This is a genomic window from Rhodococcus sp. P4_F3_2 (assembly GCF_056401335.1).
This window is the reverse complement of record NZ_JBFUJN010000029.1, coordinates 1-20,633: the sequence shown is the minus strand read 5'-3', so window position 1 is coordinate 20,633 and position 20,633 is coordinate 1. Positions and strand designations below refer to the sequence as shown.

Genomic DNA, 20,633 nt, shown 5'->3' with positions numbered 1-20,633 from the left:
CGCGATCAGGATTTACGCGCGAGTCAGTGCCACCACCGGAATTGTGCGGATCCCAGCTGTCTTCTCCGCGTATTCGGCTAATCCCGGGTATCGACTGGCCTGCTCGTCGTAGATGCGGTCACGCTTCTCGCCGGTTACTTCGCTGACGGAGACCGGGTATGTTTCGGTGCCGATCTCGACCTCTGCCTGGTCGGTGGCAACGAGGTTGTAGTACCAGTCGGGATTGGTCGGGGCACCGGCCTTGGATGCAAAAACGTAGATGGTCTTCGGATCCTGCTCGTCTGCCAGATACATCATGGGACTCACGAAATCGCGTCCGGATTTGCGTCCTGTGTGGTGGACCAACACCATGGGCGCACCTTCGAAGGGGCCACCTACCTTGCCCTCGTTCTCCCGAAACTCCGCAATGATTCCTGCGTTCCAATCGTCGGTACTCATCGTTGTCTCCCGGTCTGCGAGTGGCGAAGGGCTCTGCCGCCAAGCTTTGCACAACTGGTGAATCGACGAGAGGTCATCTTCGGCGTCCAGCATGATCTACTATCTACGTATGAACGCAGATAGTGGTGTTTGTCGCCGCAAGCTTCCCGATGATCAAGTCGACCTCGTAGTCGAGGTGTTCCGCATGCTGGCCGACGCAACCCGTGTGCAGGTTTTGTGGGCATTGGTAGACCGCGAGTGCTCGGTGAACGAACTGGCGGAACGCGTCGGCAAGCCGGCGCCCTCGGTGTCGCAGCACCTGGCGAAATTGCGCATGGCAAGGTTGGTACGAACGCGCCGCGATGGTACGACGGTGTTCTATCGTCTGGAGAACGACCATGTGCGCCAACTGGTTACGGATGCGGTCTTCAATGCCGAGCATGCCGGACCAGGATTGCCGGGGCATCACCGTAGTGAAGGTGAGCTTCGGGAGATACACCCGGAGCGCTCGGCGAAGGTCGATCGTAGCGATCAAGAAGAAGGTGCGTCATGACGCACGAACCAAAGACGTCCCACGGCCACGGCCATGTCCACGGCCCGAAGGGGTTTCGATCGGCAGTTCGCGAAGTGTTCTCCCCGCACAGTCACGACGCTGCCGACAGTGTCGACGACGCGTTGGAATCGAGCGCAATCGGCATCCGGGCGGTCAAGATCAGTCTTGTCGCGCTCGGAGTCACCGCAGTTGCTCAGGTTGCGATCGTGGCGATCTCGGGTTCGGTGGCGCTGCTGGCGGACACCATTCACAACTTCTCCGACGCGCTCACGGCAGTCCCACTCTGGATTGCCTTTGCGCTCGGTCGGCGCGCTGCAACCAGGCGCTATACCTAYGGTTTCGGGCGTGCGGAGGATTTGGCCGGACTGTTCGTGCTCGCCATGATCGCACTGTCGGCAGTGATCGCCGGTGTCGAGGCGGTGAGGCGATTGATCAACCCGGTCGAGATCGAGCACCTCGGTTGGGTAGCGGCGGCAGGTTTGATCGGTTTCATCGGAAACGAATTGGTGGCGTTGTATCGGATCAGGGTCGGCAGGCAAATCGGTTCAGCGGCCCTGGTGGCCGATGGATTGCATGCTCGGACAGACGGATTCACCTCGCTCGCAGTCCTTCTGGGGGCCGGGGGAGTTGCGCTGGGTTTCCCGTTGGCAGATCCGATCATCGGCCTTGTCATCACCGTGGCCATCGTGGCGGTGCTGAGGACTGCAGCGCGAGACGTCTTCCGGCGGTTGATGGACGGCGTCGAACCGGAGTTGGTGGACGGCGCCGAGCATGCATTGATGCACGAACCCGGAGTCCTCGGTGTTCGTGATCTGAAGATGCGGTGGATCGGACACCGACTGCATGCCGATGCAGAACTCGACATCGATCCCCGGGCAACGCTTGCCGAAGCTCACGCGATTGCACACAGCGCCGAGCATTCGCTCACTCACGCGGTACCCAAACTCGCTACCGCCTTGGTGCATGCGTACCCGGCGCATGACGCACCGAATATTGAGACCGCACTCGAATCCCAGGTCTGATCTGCAGAAACAGACCTGGCGGAATCCTTTATGTGATCGCATGGGAACTTGTTTTGCCATTTGACGAGATGGAAAGGTTATGCAACCCTATCTTTGATCAATCGGCGGACTGTGTCGAGTGGTAGTCGGCACGGTCGTCTCGCGCCGCAGGTCCACGGCAATCGATGCAGGCCGTCGGTACTTTTTTCGGCAGATGAGAGAACGACGCTGTGCATGCTGATCGACGTTTCGAGCCCTTTCCGCTGACCAGCGCGCAACGCGGAATCTGGTTTGCCCAGCTACTGCGCACTGATGTGCCGATCACGATCGCGCAGTATGTCGTAGTCGACGGGACTCTCGACGCGGCGGTGCTCGAAAGTGCCTGCGTCACAGCAGCGCATGRGTTCGGCTCCGGGATGCTGAAACTGCTCGAGATCGACGGCGAACCGTTTCAGCAGATCGATTCCGAGCTCAGTCAGAGCGTCGAAGTCGTCGATCTGAGCGGTGAGCGCGAGCCGGAGGCAGCCGCACTCGAGTGGATGCGGCAGGAGTACACCCGACCTTTTGATCTACTCGCCGATCGATTGGTGAAGTCAGCCGTCCTGAGCGTCGGCGCGAACCGCCAGTTCTGGTACTGCCGGATCCATCATCTAGTCCTCGACGGCTACGGCGCCATGAACTTCATGACACGCATCGCCGAGCTCTACTCAGCGGAGGTCGCCGGCCTTTCAGTCCCCGAATCGTCGGCAACCGATCTTCTGGCCGTGCACGACGCCGAGGCCGAGTATCGGCACTCGCCGCGATTCCGCCGAGATCAGGACTACTGGGCAGCCAAGACAGCAGAGCTTCCGGCCGTGGCAAGTCTGGCCGGGAAGCGGATGGACGCCACACCGGGTGCGGTCGTGGTCGGCCGAACACTCGACAGTTCGAACGCGACGGCGAAGGCGGACGAGTTCTCTTCGGCGGCGGCGGTGGCTGCCTTCGCGCTCTACTTCGCCCGGGTGACCGGCACCGAAGACGTAGTGCTGAGTTTGCCGGTGACCGCGCGAACGAACAGGGTTCTGCGCGGTTCGGGTGGCATGATCTCCAACGTCGTTCCGCTGCGCCTCGCGGTGACCGCTTCGGCCACGGTTGCCGAATTGAGCGCGGCTGCCTCGCTCGAACTGACCGGCGCGCTCAGACATCAGCGGTACCGCACCGAGGACATGAGACGCGATCGAGGCGTCGGTGCCGAGCGTGGGTTCTTCGGTCCCGCGATCAACATCATGAACTTTCACCCCGAAGTGGTCCTGGGGTCGGTGACTGGTCGATTCCACGTCTTGTCGACAGGGCCGGTGGAAGACCTGTCGGTCAACATCTATCCGAGTGCCTCGGGAGAGGCGCCGCGAATCGATTTCGAAGCCAATCCCCATCTGTACACCGCAGATGTCCTGAGCGACCATGTCCGCCGATACGTCGAACTGCTGTCCCGGTACACGCAAGCGCTGCCGGACACTCGTGTTCACGATCTCGAGATCCTGAGCGAAGCCGAGCGGAAGTCGCTCGTTCCGGCACGCGGCCCTGACGCACTGGCACCGATGACCTTGCCCACGATTCTCGCCCGCGGCGTCGCGGCATCGTCTGAGGGGATCGCACTGAGCTGCGGTACCCAGCAGCTCAGCTACCGCGAACTCGATCGTCGCTCCAACGTACTCGCTCGAATGCTGATCCGGCGCGGAGTGGGTCCTGGCACCAGTGTCGTGATCGCGCTGCCTCGATCCATCGATGCCGTCATCGCGTGGTGGTCGGTTGCCAAAACCGGCGCTGCATCAGTTCCGGTCGATCCGACGTACCCGGTCGAACGAATCGGTCACATGGTCGGGGACAGTAATGCTGTTGTGGGAATTACTGATTCGACTGTCCATCAGATGCTGCCCGTCGATCTGGACTGCATCTCGATCGACGCCTTCAGCTTTGTCGGCGACGAGTCCGTCGTCGACGACTCTGACCGCACGGCGCCGTTGCGAAGCGATCACATCGCCTATCTGATCTACACGTCCGGTTCCACCGGTACACCGAAAGGTGTTGCCGTCACGCACAATGCGTTGGTCGATTTCACCGCGTGGGGTCGCCCCGAACTCGGCGTCGGTGCGCATTCGCGAGTTCTGCGATTCTCGTCCGCGAGTTTCGACGCCTCCGTCTTCGAAATGGTTCAGGCGTTCAGTGCCGGGGCGACGATGGTCATCGCTCCGGCAGATGTCTACGGCGGCGGCGAGCTCACAGAACTGCTGCGCAGCGAGCGCGTCACCCACATCATCAGTGCGCCGGCAATTCTGGGCACGGTGGACGCCACCGATCTTCCGGATCTCGAAGCTGTGGTTGTCGGAGGTGACGTGTGCCCGCCGGACCTGGTTCGACGCTTCGGCCCGATCTGCCGGTTCTACAACAGTTACGGCCCCACCGAGTCGACCATCGTCATCACCACGACACCCCCGCTGGCGTCGGACGAGGCCATCACGATCGGTTCTCCGATTCAGGGCGCGCATCTGATGGTTCTCGACCGCTGGTTGCGACCTGTGCCGGCCGGGGTGGCCGGTGAACTGTATCTCGGTGGCCCCGGATTGGCGCAGGGCTACCACTCACGTTCAGCTCTCACCGCTGCGAGTTTTGTCGCCGATCCTCTCGGCGGCGGAACTCGGTTGTACCGCACCGGAGACGTGGTCCGCTGGACTCGGACTCTCGAACTCGAGTACGTCGGCCGCTCCGATTTCCAGGTGCAGGTCAATGGACTTCGCATCGAACTCGGTGAGATCGACGCTGTGCTCGCACGCCATGAATCCGTCGATTTCGTGGTGACGCTTGCCGGCGGCACCGTGTACTCGTATGTGAAGATCAAGCCGGGACACGATCTCGACGAAGAAGCGTTGATCGCACACGCATCTCGATTCCTGCCCGCTCACATGGTGCCGTCCCAGCTGATACCGCTGGCCGAAGTGCCACTGACCCCGGCAGGCAAGCTCGATCGCCAGGCGCTACCCGAACCGGAATTTCGTTCGGCGGCTCAGAACTACCGGGCGCCGAGCGGTCCGGTCGAGCGCATCATCGCCGACGCCGCTGCGTCGGTACTCGGCGTCGAGCGAGTCGGCGTCGACGATTCCTTCTTCGCGCTGGGTGGAGACAGCATCGTCGCGATCTCGCTCGTCTCTCGAGCAAAAGCCGCCGGAGTTGTCTTCACTCCTCGCGACGTGTTCGAACGCAAGACGGTGGCGCGATTGGCCGAAATCGCACTCCCGGCAGATGAATCGGTCGTACTCGAAGAACTGCCGGGTAAGGGAGTGGGGTTTGTCCCGCTGACCCCGATCGCAGCCAAGATACTGGGCACGGCCGGCAGCATCGACACCTTCTATCAAGCCGTGTCGGTCAGTGTTCCTGTCGGACTTGATCTCTCGCGCCTCGCGGCAACTCTTCAAGTAGTTGTCGATCAACACGACGCTCTTCGTGCGCGTTTGCTGCCCGACCACTCCGGATTCGACATTGCCCCTGGCTGTGCTGTCGATACATGGGTTCGTCGGACCGTCACCGAAGCGCTACCCGGAACCCCCGAGTTCGAGGAAGCTCTCACCCAGGCGACCGCGGACGCCGCGTCGAGGCTCGATCCGTACCGCGGCGATACTGCTCAGATCGTCTGGCTCGACTCGACGCACGATTCGGGCCGATTGGTGGTCGTCATCCACCATCTGGTTGTCGACGGCGTCTCGTGGCGGATTCTCCTTCCGGACTTCGCTGCAGCCTGGCAACAGATCGTTCACGGTGGCACGCCGGTACCGATGCCCGTCGGAACGTCACTGCGGCGTTGGTCGCACGGACTCACCGAGCTGTCACCGTCGGCGGAACTCGAGTACTGGCGTGAGGTCGTCGACTCCGATGGTGCGCCGATCGGTTCGCGTCCTCTCGATGCGGAACGGGACCGAGGGTCGTCACTGCGTCGGGTCCGGGTCGACATCGACCGTGACACAACAGATCACCTGTTGCGCGCGGTACCGTCGCACTATCGGACCGGTGTCAACGACGGCTTGGTCAGTGCGCTTGCCCTGGCATTGCGCACCTGGAGCGGATCACAGCGGATGCTGGTCTCGCTCGAAAGTCACGGACGAGACGAAGCCGTGCTGCCCGGTGCCGACCTGTCCAGGACCGTCGGCTGGTTCACGGCGGTGTACCCGGTTCGGATCGATCTCACCGGACTCGGAGTGGACACGCCGGCGGTCGTGAAATCCGTCAAGGAACAGCTGAGAACCACGCCGGGGTCCGGTATCGGTTACGGGCTGCTCCGACGTGCAGGGATGCTGACCGGCCCGGAACCGCAGATCGGTTTCAACTACTTGGGCAAGATGTCCACCGCGGAGTTCGGTGACGAATTGCGGGCCGCGGGCTGGATTCCCGACGCCGGAATCGATCTCAACAACGGCAGCGGAAGCGATCTCGCGGTCAGTTATGCGATCGACATCAATGCCGCCGTCGTGGACGGTCCGGAAGGCGAGTTCCTTTCGGCGTCATTTGCTTTCCCCGAAGGTATCTTCGAACCCGCTGCAGTCGCGGAGCTCGCGACGGCGTGGCGCGTCGAACTGGAGAAGATTGCCGCCTCCGTCGGTGATCATGCCGGCCTCACACCGTCAGACGTTCCTCTGGTCTCGGCTTCGCAGGACGAAATAGAACTGTGGGAGAAGCAGTTCGGCCACCTGGAGGACATCTGGTCGCTCTCGCCGCTGCAAGCCGGATTCCAGTTTCACGCCGGCCTCACCGCCGATGCCGTCGACGTCTACACCGGCCAGATCGTTCTGTCCCTCGCCGGGATCGTCGACAGCGATCGACTACAGCGGTCGCTTTCGAGATTGTTCGAGCGCCACACCGCACTTCGGACTGCTTTCGTGTACGACTCGAACGGCGTTGCAGCACAGCTCGTTCTCGATTCCGTGACAACTCCATGGCGGGAGGTGCTCGGGGATGATCCGCACGTCGTCGCGGAACTCGAGCGCACGGCACCGTTCGATCTGAGCGCACCCCCACTGCTTCGTGCAGTCCTGGTACGCCAGGGTGCGGATTCGGCGCACCTGATCGTGACTAATCACCACATTCTCTTCGACGGTTGGTCCATGCCGTTGTTGGTGCGCGATCTTCTGTCGCTCTACGCCGCCGACGCGTCGCTGCCGGTTCCCGCTCGGTCGTATCGCACCTACCTGCACTGGCTCGCCGAACAAGACAACGGCGCGGCATTGGACAGGTGGATCGGCGCACTGTCGGGAGTAGACGAACCGACGCTGATCGCACCACACCGCGCAGAGTCCTCCGTGCATGCAGTTCCCGTGGATGTCGAAGTCCCGCTGGAAGCCTCGTCGACCGAGGCGATCTTCGAGTTGGCCAGGCGCAGCGGCGTCACGGTCAACACTATCGTCCAGACTGCGTGGGGTCTACTGCTCAGTGGCATGCTCGGACGCGACGACGTCGTGTTCGGAGCCACCGTCTCGGGTCGACCCGCGTCGCTGACCGGGGTCGAAGACATTCTCGGGTTGTTCATCAACACAGTTCCTGTTCGCGTTCGTGTCAACCCGGACAGTTCGGTGTCCGAACTCCTCGAACACGTTCAGTCCGAGCAGGTTCGGCTGCTCGAAAGCCACCACGTCGGCCTGGCCGAGGTGCGGTCGGCCGTGGGCGCCGGCGCGATGTTCGACACGTTGACGGTGTTCGAGTCATATCCCGTCGACCGTTCGGCGCTCGAATCCGCGACGGATATCGCCGGGATGCGAGTTACGGGAATCGAGGTCGCCGACGCGACTCACTACCCGCTCGCCCTGATCACGGTCCTCGAACCGAGCCTTCACCTCACCATCGAGTACGCACCCGATTCGATGGACCACGACGCAACAGAGCGTGTCGGCCGACGCCTTGCATCGATACTGGGCGCGATGACTGGCGAGAAAATCCGCATCCGGGACATCGACTATCTCGACGCGGCCGAACGACGGCTCGTACTCGACGAGTGGAACGACACTGCCAACGTCATCGCTGACAAGACGCTGCTCGACCTACTCGGCGCCGACTCGGAAATCGCCGACTCGGAAATCGTCGACTCGGGTATCGCCGACTTGGCCGATGCTGCACTGACCTTCGCGGGCACGACGATCAGTCGCGGAGAATTCCGGTCCCAGGTCAACTCTCTCGCTCGTCACCTCGTAGAACGCGGCGTCGGGCCGGAGTCACTGGTCGCGATCGCTCTGCACCGGAGCGCGCAGTACGTGGTGGCAGTGCACGCCGTCATCGCAGCCGGCGGTGCGTATCTTCCGATCGATCCGCAGCATCCGGACGAGCGGATCCGGTACCTGCTCGACATCGGAGCACCGTCGGTCGTCCTGTCGGTCGCGGCCGACGCCACATCGCTGCCCGATGGGGTCAACCCCGTACTTCTCGACGAGATCGATCTGTCGGGGTACTCCACCGAGCGGCTCGCGGACGTCGAGCGTCTCGGTCGTGTATCGCCGGATCACGTTGCTTATGTGATCTTCACATCCGGGTCCACCGGAAAGCCCAAGGGCGTTGCAGTGTCGCATCGAGCGATAGTCAATCGCCTGCTGTGGATGCAACATGAATATCCGCTCGGCCGTCACGACGTCGTGCTGCACAAGACACCCGCCACCTTCGACGTCTCGGTGTGGGAGTTGTTCTGGCCATTCGTCGCCGGCTCGCGACTGGTAGTTGCAGAACCCGATGGACATCGCGATTCTCGGTACCTCTCCGAGCTGATCGCTCGCGAAGGTGTCACCACCTTGCACTTCGTCCCGTCGATGCTCGACGTCTTCCTCGTCGACGGAGATCTCGCACAACTTCGATCCGTTCGTCAGGTGTTCGCCAGCGGCGAGGCACTTCCGCGTGCGACGGTCGTTCGCTTCCACGAACGATTCGGTGCACGTCTGCACAATCTTTACGGTCCCACCGAAGCTGCCGTCGATGTCACTTTCCACCAGACGGATGCCGCCGCAACAGGTCCGGTGTCGATCGGCGCTCCGGTCTGGAACACGCAGGCCTATGTGCTGGACCACCGCCTCGCGCCGAGCCCGATCGGAGTGGCGGGAGAACTCTATCTCGCGGGAGTCCAACTCGCCCGCGGCTACGTGCAACGCTCTGACTTGACAGCAGATCGTTTCGTAGCCAACCCCTTCGGTCCCGGCCGGATGTATCGGACCGGCGACCTCGTCATGTGGAACTCCACCGGTGAGATCGAGTATCTGGGTCGTACCGACTTCCAGGTGAAGCTTCGCGGGCAGCGCTTGGAACTCGGAGAAATCGACGGGGTCCTGTTGGAACTGTCGGGAGTTCTCTCGGCCGCCACCGTCGTCCGTCAGGATCGTCTGATCGCCTACGTGACAGCTGATTCGGCAATCGACAGTTCCCTTCTCAGCGCGCACGCGCAGGCGAAGCTGCCTACCTACATGGTTCCCTCCGCATTCGTGTTCTTGACGTCGATGCCGCTGGGCCCCAACGGAAAACTCGACCGGCGTGCGCTGCCGGAACCGGATTCGGCGGCAGCTGAGTATGTCGCTCYCGTCACCGAACCCGAAAAGACCATTGCCGCGATCTTTGTCGAACTCCTCGGTGTGAGCGAAATCGGCCTCACCGCCGACTACTTCGCGCTCGGTGGCAACTCTCTGACGGCTGCGCGGGTGGTGGCACGGATCAACTCGGCACTGGGATCGACTCTGGGTGTCCGAGACCTGTTCGACGCTCCGACAGTTGGTGCGCTGGCCGGACTCGTCGCCGGCAGCGCGCCGTCCAGGTTCACCGAGCTCGGACTGCGCCCTCGACCGGACCGGATTCCGCTCTCACCGGCCCAGCAACGTATGTGGTTCCTCAACCGATTCGATCCGGAATCCGGGGCGTACAACATCGCGGCAGCACTCTCGTTGTCCGGCGACCTGAACGTTCAGGTTTTGCGCCAGGCGATCAGCGATGTCATCGACCGGCACGAGGTGCTGCGCACTCTCTATCCGGATTCGGATCAAGGTCCTTACCAGCGCATTCTCGACGACGCGCCAGTTGCTCTCGAACCCGCGGATGTCAGTGACCCCGTCGCGGCTATCGGCGAATTGGTCGGTGCCGGGTTCGACGTCACCACCGAGGTTCCGGTGCGGGCTTCGCTTCTCCGGACGTCTGGTCGGGAGCATATTCTTGTACTCGTCGTCCACCACATCAGTGGCGACGGTTGGTCGATGCAACCACTGGCCGCGGATGTGATGACGGCCTACGCGTCACGGCTCGCGGGAACCGCGCCACAGTGGTCGCCGTTGAGCGTTCACTACGCGGACTACACGCTCTGGAAGATCGATTCTCTCGGCAACGAGGACGATCCGGAATCGGAGGCAGCGCGCCAGATCGAATACTGGCGTGCTGCATTGGCGCACGTCCCGACCCGCCTCGATTTCCCGACGGATCGGCCGCATCCCACAGTCGCGTCCTATCGAGGTGCGACGGTGTCGTCGACCCTCTCGGCGCAGACGCACCGCGCCGTCGAATCCCTGGCTCGCAGCACTCGGTCCACACCGTTCATGGTGCTGCACACGGCGTTGTCGGTACTGCTGTCTCGGATGGCGGGGGAGTCCGACATCGCGATCGGCACCCCGGTCAGCGGACGCGGCGATCAGGCCCTCGAGAACCTCGTCGGCATGTTCGTCGGAACCGTGGTTCTCCGGACTCAGGTGGATCCGACGGCTTCGTTCCGCGGATTGCTCGAATCGACCCGTAACGCCGACCTCTCGGCATTTGCCCACTCAGATATTCCGTTCGAGCGTCTCGTCGAGGTGCTCGACCCGCCTCGCTCGACGGCGCACCACCCCTTCTTCCAGGTGGTACTCGCGACCGGCGATATCCCGACTCCATCCGTGCAGCTTCCCGGCCTTGCCGTCTCTCAGGTCCCGTTGGATGCTCCGATCTCGAAATTCGATCTCCAACTGGACATCTCGACGCCGGGCCGGGACGGGGCGGTGACCACGACGTGGACCTATGCCCTCGACGTCTTCGACGAATCGACTGTGCGCGAGCTCGCGGATCGGTTCGTCGCCATTCTCGACGCTGTTGTCGCCGAACCGGAATCAGTGGTCGGTGACCTCGATCTGCGGACGCTGCCAGAAATCGAACGTCAGGAAACTGCTCATTCGGTCGTCTTGACGGAGCTGACGCTGCCGGAGATCCTCACGGCCGGGGTCAGCAAATCCAACGGTGGTCCGGCCATACTCTGCGGCGACCTCGAACTCTCATACGACGATGTAGACCGGCGTACCAATCGGTGGGCGCGGGCACTCGTAGCGCGAGGGATCGGCCCTGAATCGGTAGTGGCGATCGCCATTCCACGATCGGCCTCTTCTGTACTCGCCACTTGGGCCGTTGCCAAGACCGGAGCCGCGTTCGTACCCGTCGACCCGAGCTACCCGGCCGAGCGAATCGAGCACATGCTCACTGATTCGGGCGCGATCCTGACGCTGACGGAAGAAGTCGTGGCGTCGCTTGATCGCGACGACGTCAGTGACACGCGAATCCTCGATTCCGAGCGCACGTCACCGATTCGCACGGACCACACCGCGTACGTCATCTACACGTCGGGATCCACCGGCACTCCGAAGGGCGTCGCCGTCTCCCATGCGGGTCTCGCGGCGCTGGTCGACGAGCAGGTTTGCCGATACGAACTCGACAACCTCAGTCGCACGATGCATTTCGCTTCCCCCAGCTTCGACGCATCTGTGCTCGAACTGGCCATGGCTGTCGGTGCCGGTGCCGCGATGCTTGTTGTTCCCACCGGCATCTACGGCGGAAGCGAACTCGCAGCCCTCATGCGGGCGTCGAAGATCAGTCACGCATTTGTGACCCCGGCTGCCCTGGCTACGATCGAACCGGCAGAGGTTCCGGATCTCGGTGCGGTGATCGTCGGCGGTGAAGCGTGCGACGCCGCGTTAGTCGCGCAGTGGGCATCGGCGCGAAAGATGTTCAACGCATACGGTCCCACCGAGGCCACCGTCATGGCTACCCTCGCGGGGCCCATGTCGGCGACTGATCGGATCACCATCGGTAGTCCTGTTCGCGGCACCGTCGCACATGTTCTCGACTCTCGCCTCCGTCCAGTTCCGGACGGAGTGACAGGTGAGCTGTATCTGACCGGGCGTGGACTTGCCCGCGGTTACCACCATCGCGGCGACCTGACAGCGTCTCGATTTGTTGCCGACCCCTCACGTTCGGGGCTGCGGATGTACCGCACCGGAGACCTCGTGCGACGTCGTGGAACGGAACTCGAGTATCTCGGCCGCAGTGACTCGCAGGTCAAGATTCGCGGCTTCCGCATCGAACTCGGTGAGATCGACGCGGTGCTCGGTGCGCACTCCGGTGTACGAACTGCGGTGACGACAGCAGACGACACCGTCGGGCTGCACTCGTACGTGGTCGGTGGTCATCTGGATCCGGAAGAAGTGCGCACCTTCGTCTCCAGTCGACTGCCGGCACACATGGTTCCTTCCTCTGTGATCGTTCTCGAGGAAATTCCGTTGACGCCGGCCGGAAAGGTCGATTTCCGCGCGCTGCCTGCCCCGACGATGCGCCGGAATGCGTATGTCGCACCCGTCACGAAGACGGAGGAGTTGATCGGCCGGATCTTCGGTGACGTCCTGGCAGTCGACCAGGTCAGCATGACGGACGACTTCTTCGACATCGGTGGAAACTCTCTGAGTGCTACCCGAGTGATGGGACGGGTCGGCACCGAACTCTCAGTCACCCTCCCGGTTCGGGTTCTCTTCGATGCCAGGACAGTCGCGGCCCTCGCTGTGGCAGTCGATGCAGCGCAGAGCGGAACGCGGCCCGCTCTGGCCGCCGGGCCTCGGCCCGAGCGAATCCCGCTCTCGCCGGCGCAATCGCGAATGTGGATTCTCAATCGATACGATCCTGCCTCGCCCGCGTACAACATCCCGCTCGTCCTTCGCCTGCGCGGCCGGCTGGATTCAGTGGCTCTCCGAGAATCTCTGTCGGACATCGTTCTTCGCCACGAATCCTTGCGGACGATATTCCCTGACGATGCCGAAGGGCCTTTCCAGCGGATTCTCGACGACGTCGACGTTCCTTTTCGTCACACGGTGGTTTCTCCGGAACAGGTTGCCGATCAGATTGTCGGCGCTGTGGACGAGGGGTTCGACGTCACCAGAGCAATCCCGTTGCGGGTAAACCTGTTCGAGCTCTCGGCTGACGAACACATCCTGGTCGCCGTGATTCACCACATAGCCGCGGACGGTGCGTCAGTGGCGCCGCTCGCACGGGATCTCGTTCTGGCTTACTCGGCGCGCCGTTCGGGTACGGAGCCGTCACCGGCCCCGTTGGTTGTTCAGTATCCGGATTACAGCGTGTGGCAACACCAGGTCCTCGGTTCGGAAAGTGATCAGACCAGTCTTGCTTCGGCGCAGGCCGAGTATTGGCGTGGCCAGTTGGCCGGCGCGCCGGAGCTTCTCGAACTTCCGGCCGATTTCCCGCGGCCGGCGATTGCGTCGCTGCGCGGAGCGAACACCGAACTGGTGTTGGCGCCCGCGATGGTCACTGCACTCGGGCAGTTGGGCCGCACACAGGGCGCCACGACCTTCATGGTGCTCCAGGCGGCCCTCGCGGTGCTCCTGTCCAACCTCGGTGCGACCGACGACGTGGTGATCGGGACACCGATTTCCGGACGCGGCCAACACGCGCTGGACGACGTGGTCGGAATGTTCGTCGGCACGGTGGCACTACGCAGCCGTCTCACCCCGGCGATGTCGTTCCTCGATCTGTTGGCGCAGGTGCGAGCCACTGACCTCACTGCGTTCGAGAATGCCGACCTACCATTCGAGCGGCTGATCGACATACTGCAACCCGCTCGCTCCCAGGCCCACGCGCCGATCTTCCAGGTGGCTCTGTCTCAGGAGCAAGAGGGAACCGCTGCGTTCACGCTGCCTGGTCTCGAGATCGAAGCCGTGGACAACGCAGTCGCGGCGGCAAAGTTCGACCTCCAGATCACGATGGTCCAGCACGCAGATTCGTTGAATCTCACCTGGACATACGCCACAGCCCTCTTCACCGGCACGTCCGTGGACGGATTTGCGCAGCGGTTCCACCGGATTCTCGCGCAGATTGTCGAGACTCCGGAAGTGGCAATCGCGGATATCGCCGTTCTGGACGAGAACGAATACACCAGACTTACTTCGGCATTCGGTCCGTCAGCGCCAACGGTTCGCACCCTGGCAGATCTGTTGACCCTGCACTCGGAATCCGCGAATGTGGCAATCGTTTCCGAGTCGTACGGTGAGATGACGTACAGCGAGCTGGATGTGCGATCCTCACAGCTGGCTCGGCTCCTCATCGAACGTGGGATAGGCCCCGAAACAGCTGTTGCGGTGTCTCTTCCACGTTCGACGCAGTCCATCCTCGCACTGTGGGCTGTTGCCAAGTCCGGAGCAACGTACGTTCCGGTGGATCCGACGTATCCCGACGAGCGCATCGCACACATGCTGGCAGACTCTGCAGCGCTGGTCGTGATCACCGACTCCGAGACGGCGCCAACACTTCCGAACGGAATCGATACGATCGAGATCGACTATCTCGACCTCGATCGCTACCTCGCAGCGCAGGTCGACGATGCCGATCGGATCCGCCCATTGCACGCGGATCATGTTGCCTACCTGATCTACACGTCAGGCTCGACCGGTCTCCCCAAGGGCGTCGCTGTCACTCACCGGGGACTGTCCGTGTTCTCCGCTCGGACCCGCACTGATCTGGCGGTATCGCGCGGTTCTCGGGTACTGCGACTGTCCTCGGCCAGCTTCGACGCGTCCATGTTCGAGATGATCCTCGCGTTCACCGCCGGTGCCACGATGGTGATCACACCGCCGTCCGTCATTGCCGGCGAGGAACTCACCGACGTGATCCGGCGTCATCGCGTCACCCATGTGGTGACGGCTCCTGCTGCGATGACCACCGTCGACGCAGGCATTTTGTCGGATCTCGAAGTCGTCGTGCTCGGCGGCGACGTCTTTCCGCCGCAGCTACTCGACCGTTTTCCCAGCCAGACAAGACTCTTCAACAGTTACGGGCCGACCGAGAGCACCATCGTCATCACCAAGACCGGGGCTCTCCACGACACTGCAGCTCTGGTCGGTGACGGCGAGCAACACCGTCACACGTCACTCTCGCCCGTCACGATCGGTATTCCGCTCGAAGGCGCACACGTTCTGGTCCTCGATTCCGCCCTCAATCCCGTCCCCGTCGGTGTCAGGGGCGAGCTGTATCTGTCGGGACCCGGCCTGGCACGTGGGTACAACCGGCGCGCGGCATTGACCGCAGAACGCTTCGTGGCGAACCCGTTCGGTGCATCGGGCGCGCGGATGTACCGGACCGGCGACGTCGTCGCCTGGACCGAGCAGGGCGAACTGGCGTACATCGGACGATCCGACGCCCAAGTTCAGCTTCGCGGGCTCCGCATCGAACTGGGGGAGATCGAATCAGCGCTCGCCTCCGTTCGCGGAGTGAGCGCTGCTGCCGCCACTGTTCACCGACATGACTCTCTCGGCGATCAACTCGTCGGTTACGTCACCACCACAGATGCGGTGTCGGCGGAGTCCGTCCTCGAAGCCGTATCCGCGGTGCTGCCACGTGCCTCGGTGCCCAGTGCCGTGATCCTGCTGGATCTGCTACCCCTGACTCCGGCCGGAAAGCTTGATCGCGCAGCACTTCCCGTTCCGGAGTTCATCGCCTCGGCGATGTTCCGGGTGCCGACCACACTCGCAGAGATTCGTGTCGCGAGCGCTTTTGTCGACGTTCTCGGTACCGGTACCGTCGGCGCAGAAGACAGTTTCTTCGAGCTGGGTGGAAACTCGCTCAGCGCGACTCGGGCGATTGCCCGAGTCAACGCCACGTTCGGGATCAAACTCGGGGTTCGGGCGCTGTTCGAGGCGCCGACCGTCGCAGAACTTGCACTGGTGGCAGACTCGGCAGAACGTGATGATCAGCCCCGATTGGAAGCACGACCGCGACCTGAACGTATTCCGCTCTCACCGGCGCAGAATCGGATGTGGTTCCTCAATCGATTCGACACCGCGGCTGCCACGGACAACCTGCCCCTGGCGCTTCGTCTGAGCGGAACCCTGGACGCGCCGGCGTTGGCTCTCGCGCTTCGTGACGTGGTCCAACGCCACGAGTCGTTGCGTACCTACTATCCGGATTCCCCGAACGGTCCTCGCCAGGAAATCCTGCCCGAGTCTTCGGTGGATCTCGATCTGGTTCCGCATGACGTCACCGAAGCCGAAGCGTCGCAGCGGCTCTTTGCTCTTGCCGGCACCGGATTCGACGTGACAACTGACGTACCACTGCGGACCGCTCTGTATCGAATCTCCGAGACCGAACATGTGCTCGCCGTCGTCATGCATCACATCGCATCGGACGGATCATCGCTCGGACCCCTGGCCGCCGACGTCATGGGTGCCTACGTTTCGCGGTCTCGCGGCGAAGCTCCACAGTGGACACCGTTGCCCGTCCAGTATGCGGATTACGCGCTCTGGCAACATGATCTGCTCGGCACGGACGCGAATCCCTCCGCCGATGCTCAGAGACAAATTCAGTTCTGGACCTCTGCGCTCGCCGGAATTCCGGACCTGTTGAAATTGCCGACGGACAGGCAACGTCCGCCCCGTCAKAGCTACCGCGGCAAGGAGATTCACTTCACGATCGGCTCGGACACCGCCGATCGACTGCGTGATCTTGCTGTCGGATCAGGCGCGAGCCTGTTCATGGTGGTCCACGCGGCATTCGCCGCACTGCTTGCCCGGTTGGGCAACAGTGCTGACATCACCATCGGCTCGCCCAACGCGGGACGAGGGCACGAGTCGCTCGATGCACTCGTGGGGATGTTCGTGAACACCTTGGCATTGCGAACCCAGGTGAACATGGCAGCACCGTTCACGGACCTGCTGAACCACACCCGCGATCAGGATCTCGCAGCCTTCGCGCACGCGGACCTACCGTTCGAGCGGCTCGTCGAGATCATCGATCCGGTCAGATCGACGGCCCGCCATCCGTTGTTCCAGGTGGCACTGTCCTTTCAGAACCTCACGCCGACAATGTTCGAGCTACCCGGACTGCAGATCGCGGCGGTTGGTGCCCCAGTCGAGACGGCGAAGTTCGACCTGCACCTGACCGTCACCCCTGGGGACTCGGGTTCGATGTCGGCGTCGTTCACCTATGCAACGGATCTGTTCGACCAATCCACAGTGGCGACATTCGCCAACCGTCTGCTGCGCGTTCTCGATTCGATCGGTCGAAACCCGGACGTCCCGGTAGGCGACGTCGCTCTGCTCGGCGACGAAGAGATCGCCGCCACCGTCAACACGTGGAACCGCACCGACACCGTCGTTCCAGAGACGACCCTCGCGGATCTGTTCGACGCCCAGGTACGCAGAACACCGCGCGCCGAAGCGCTGGTTCTCGGTGACCGTCGCCTGACCTACGCCGAGTTCGACGCCGAAAGCAACCGGCTGGCACGGTATCTGATCGGAATCGGTGTCGGCCCGGAAGTGACTGTCGCGCTCAATCTGCGGCGCTCCGTCGAACTGGTCGTTGCCATGTACGCAGTGGTGAAGGCAGGCGGGGCCTACGTTCCACTAGACCCGGATCAGCCGGCAGAACGCACGACTCACATCCTCGAATCCGCAGCGCCCGCAGTTGTTCTGAGCACTTCCCGCGATTCGCTCGACGGGCAGTTCCACGTCGTGGACATCGAAACTCTCGATCTGGACGGAAACGACGCAGCACCGATTCGGGACAGCGAACGCCTCGCCTGCCTGCGACCGGACAACATCGCGTACGCGATCTACACCTCGGGATCCACCGGAAAGCCCAAGGGCGTGGCGATTTCCCATCGAGCGATCACGAACCAACTCTTGTGGAAGCAGGATCAATTCCCGCTCGGCGCGCACGACCGCGTACTCGTCAAAACTGCAGCTACCTTCGACCTATCCGTTTGGGAATACTGGTGGGCGTTGCAAACCGGCGCCTGCATGATTCTCGCCGAGTCAGGGGCACAGCAGGACGGCGAGTACCTCACGCTGCTGATCGAGCGTGAGCACGTCACGACACTGCATGCCGTCCCCTCGATGTTGTCGCTGCTCAGTGTGTCCGAGCGCCGACTGCCGAATTCGCTCACCAGGATTCTGTGCATCGGCGAGACCCTCCCGATACAGACAGCCAAGCAGATGCGAGAGCAGAGTTCGGCGCAGGTCTACAACCTGTACGGACCCACGGAAGCAGCGGTCAGCGTCACAGCGCACCGAACGAGCGATGCAGACGTTGCCGTAGTTCCGATCGGAACCCCCGCCTGGAACACGCGCCTGCATGTACTCGACGAGCGGCTTCACCCGGTTCCGGTCGGTGTCGCAGGTGAGCTCTATCTCGCTGGAGTTCAGCTGGCGCGCGGGTACATCGGGGATGCGGGGCAGAACTCGAGCCGTTTCGTCGCCGACCCGAATGGAACGGGAGAGCGTCTCTATCGAACCGGCGATCTGGTTCGGTGGAATGCCGCGGGCAGCCTCGAATACCTCGAGCGTGCAGATTTCCAGGTCAAGGTCCGAGGTTTCCGCATCGAACTCGGCGAGATCGAAACAGCGTTGCGCGCCGAACGACCGATCCGCGATGCGGTGGTCACGGTCACGACGTCGGCCACCGGTGAGCAAAACCTGGTCGGCTACGTCACCGCGGCAGCTGGCTCGGACATCGAGAGCTCAGCGATTCTGGCACGACTGCGCGCCACCCTGCCCGGCTACATGGTTCCGACAACGCTGATGACGCTCGACTCCCTGCCGCTGGGGAGTACAGGCAAGGTAGATCGACATGCGCTACCGGAGCCAGTCTTCGAGGCACGTGGTTTCCGTGCACCGACGACACCGGCCGAACTGTCGGTGGCGACCGCTTTTGCCGAGGTTCTCGGCAGCGGAAGCACGGGGGAGGTGGGCATCGACGACGACTTCTTCGAACGCGGCGGCAATTCGCTCAGTGCAACTCGGGTGCTCGGGCGGATCAACGCCGCGGCGGGCACGGACTTGCCGGTGCGTGTGGTCTTCGAGTCGCCCACTGTCGCAGAGTTGGCTGCAGTGGTGGAAACTGCCGAGCTTTCGCGGCGGCCCGCGCTGGGTTCGCAGCCGAGGCCGGCGAGGATTCCGCTCTCCGCTGCACAGACTCGTATGTGGTTCCTCAATCGCTTCGATCCCGATTCGTCGGCATACAACATCCCGGTGGTTCTGCGATTCACAGGTCCATTGGATGTCGAGGCGTTGCGCGCCAGTGTCGCCGACGTGATCGCTCGCCACGAGGTCCTGAGAACCGTGTACCCGGAGTACGACGGAACGGGTTACCAGGAGGTCGTCGAGGAACCTCGTGCTCTCGACATTCTTGACATTGTCACGGTGCAGGGGGATTCGCTCCACAGCGTGCTGGCCGATGTTCTCGGCGTATCGTTCGACGTCACGTCCGAGATCCCCGTTCGAGCCTCGCTGTTGCAGGTTGACGAGTTCGAGTACGTCCTGGCGATGACGGTGCATCACATTGCGGGTGACGGTTTCTCGATGGGTCCGTTGACGCGTGACGTGATGGTGGCGTACGAGGCGCGGTCCCGAGCTATGGAGCCGTTGTGGGCGCCGCTCGAGGTGCAGTACGCGGATTACGCGCTGTGGCAGCTCGAGACGTTGGGTTCGGAAGAATCGTCGACCTCACTCGTCACACGACAGTTGGACTTCTGGCGGAACGCTCTCGAGGGAGCGCCCGCCGTCCTCGAACTCCCGTTGGATCGGCCCCGCCCGGCTGAGGCCTCCGGACGAGGATCGCTTCTGAGCGTGCATCTCGAACCTGCTCTGCAACAGGCAATTTCCGAACTGGCACGACGGCATCGCGCTACGCCGTTCATGGTGTTGCATGCTGCTCTGGCCGTCGTACTGTCACGGTTCAGCGGCAGTTACGACTTTGCCGTCGGGACGCCGACCGCCGGGCGCGGCGAACGCGTGCTCGACGATCTCGTCGGTATGTTCGTGGGGACCGTCGTGTTGCGCACCAGAGTCGATCCAGGTGAGGAGTTCACCGACCTGCTGTCCCGAGTCCGCGACGTCGATCTTCAGGCTTTTGCGCACGGCGACGTTCCGTTCGAGCGTCTGGTCGAGGTACTCGATCCCGTTCGTTCGCAGTCCTATTCACCGCTCTTCCAGGTCAGCCTCGCACTACAGAACCATCTCGATTCACGGTTGACTCTCAACGGGTTGCACATCGAGAGCATCGAACCTGCGGTGGTGAGCACTCAGTTCGACCTCGATTTTGTTGCGGCCGAACAGTTCGACAACGACGGCCTACCGGCAGGGCTTGTCGTTCAGTTGACCTACGCCACTGATCTGTTCGAGGAATCCACCGCCTCACGCCTGATGTACGCCTTCGAATCGGTCTTGACTACTGCTGTCGCAGAACCGGATCGGCGAGTCGAGATGTTCGAGGTGGAGTCTGTGGTGGAGCGTGGGTTGGTGTTGGGGGGTGTGAATGAGACGGATCGTTGTGTTGACGGTGTGACGTTGGCGGATTTGGTGGCGGCTTCGGTTGAGGTGTCGTCGGGT

The 20,633-nt window shown here is 62.6% G+C and carries 4 protein-coding genes; 3 read left to right on the top strand and 1 reads right to left on the bottom strand.

The genetic code is table 11. The annotated features are described in order from the left end of the window. Nucleotides 1–12: 12 nt before the first annotated feature. Nucleotides 13–438, bottom strand: coding sequence for a nitroreductase/quinone reductase family protein (locus AC1DWA_RS25515; protein ID WP_477846882.1), 426 nt, complete (start codon nucleotides 436–438; stop codon nucleotides 13–15). A gap of 109 nt (nucleotides 439–547) precedes the next feature. Here AC1DWA_RS25515 and AC1DWA_RS25510 point away from each other — a divergent pair, with 109 nt between their 5' ends. From AC1DWA_RS25510 to AC1DWA_RS25500, 3 genes are all read left to right on the top strand, one after another. Further along, nucleotides 548–970, top strand: a complete 423-nt coding sequence (locus AC1DWA_RS25510; RefSeq protein ID WP_020907992.1) for an ArsR/SmtB family transcription factor — start codon at nucleotides 548–550, stop codon at nucleotides 968–970. Further along, complete coding sequence (locus AC1DWA_RS25505) at nucleotides 967–1,992, top strand: cation diffusion facilitator family transporter (protein WP_020969780.1); 1,026 nt, start codon at nucleotides 967–969, stop codon at nucleotides 1,990–1,992. The genes AC1DWA_RS25510 and AC1DWA_RS25505 overlap by 4 nt, the downstream gene beginning before the upstream one ends. A gap of 209 nt (nucleotides 1,993–2,201) precedes the next feature. Next, on the top strand, nucleotides 2,202–20,633 hold an 18,432-nt coding region (locus AC1DWA_RS25500), incomplete at its 3' end, for a non-ribosomal peptide synthase/polyketide synthase (RefSeq protein ID WP_477917183.1).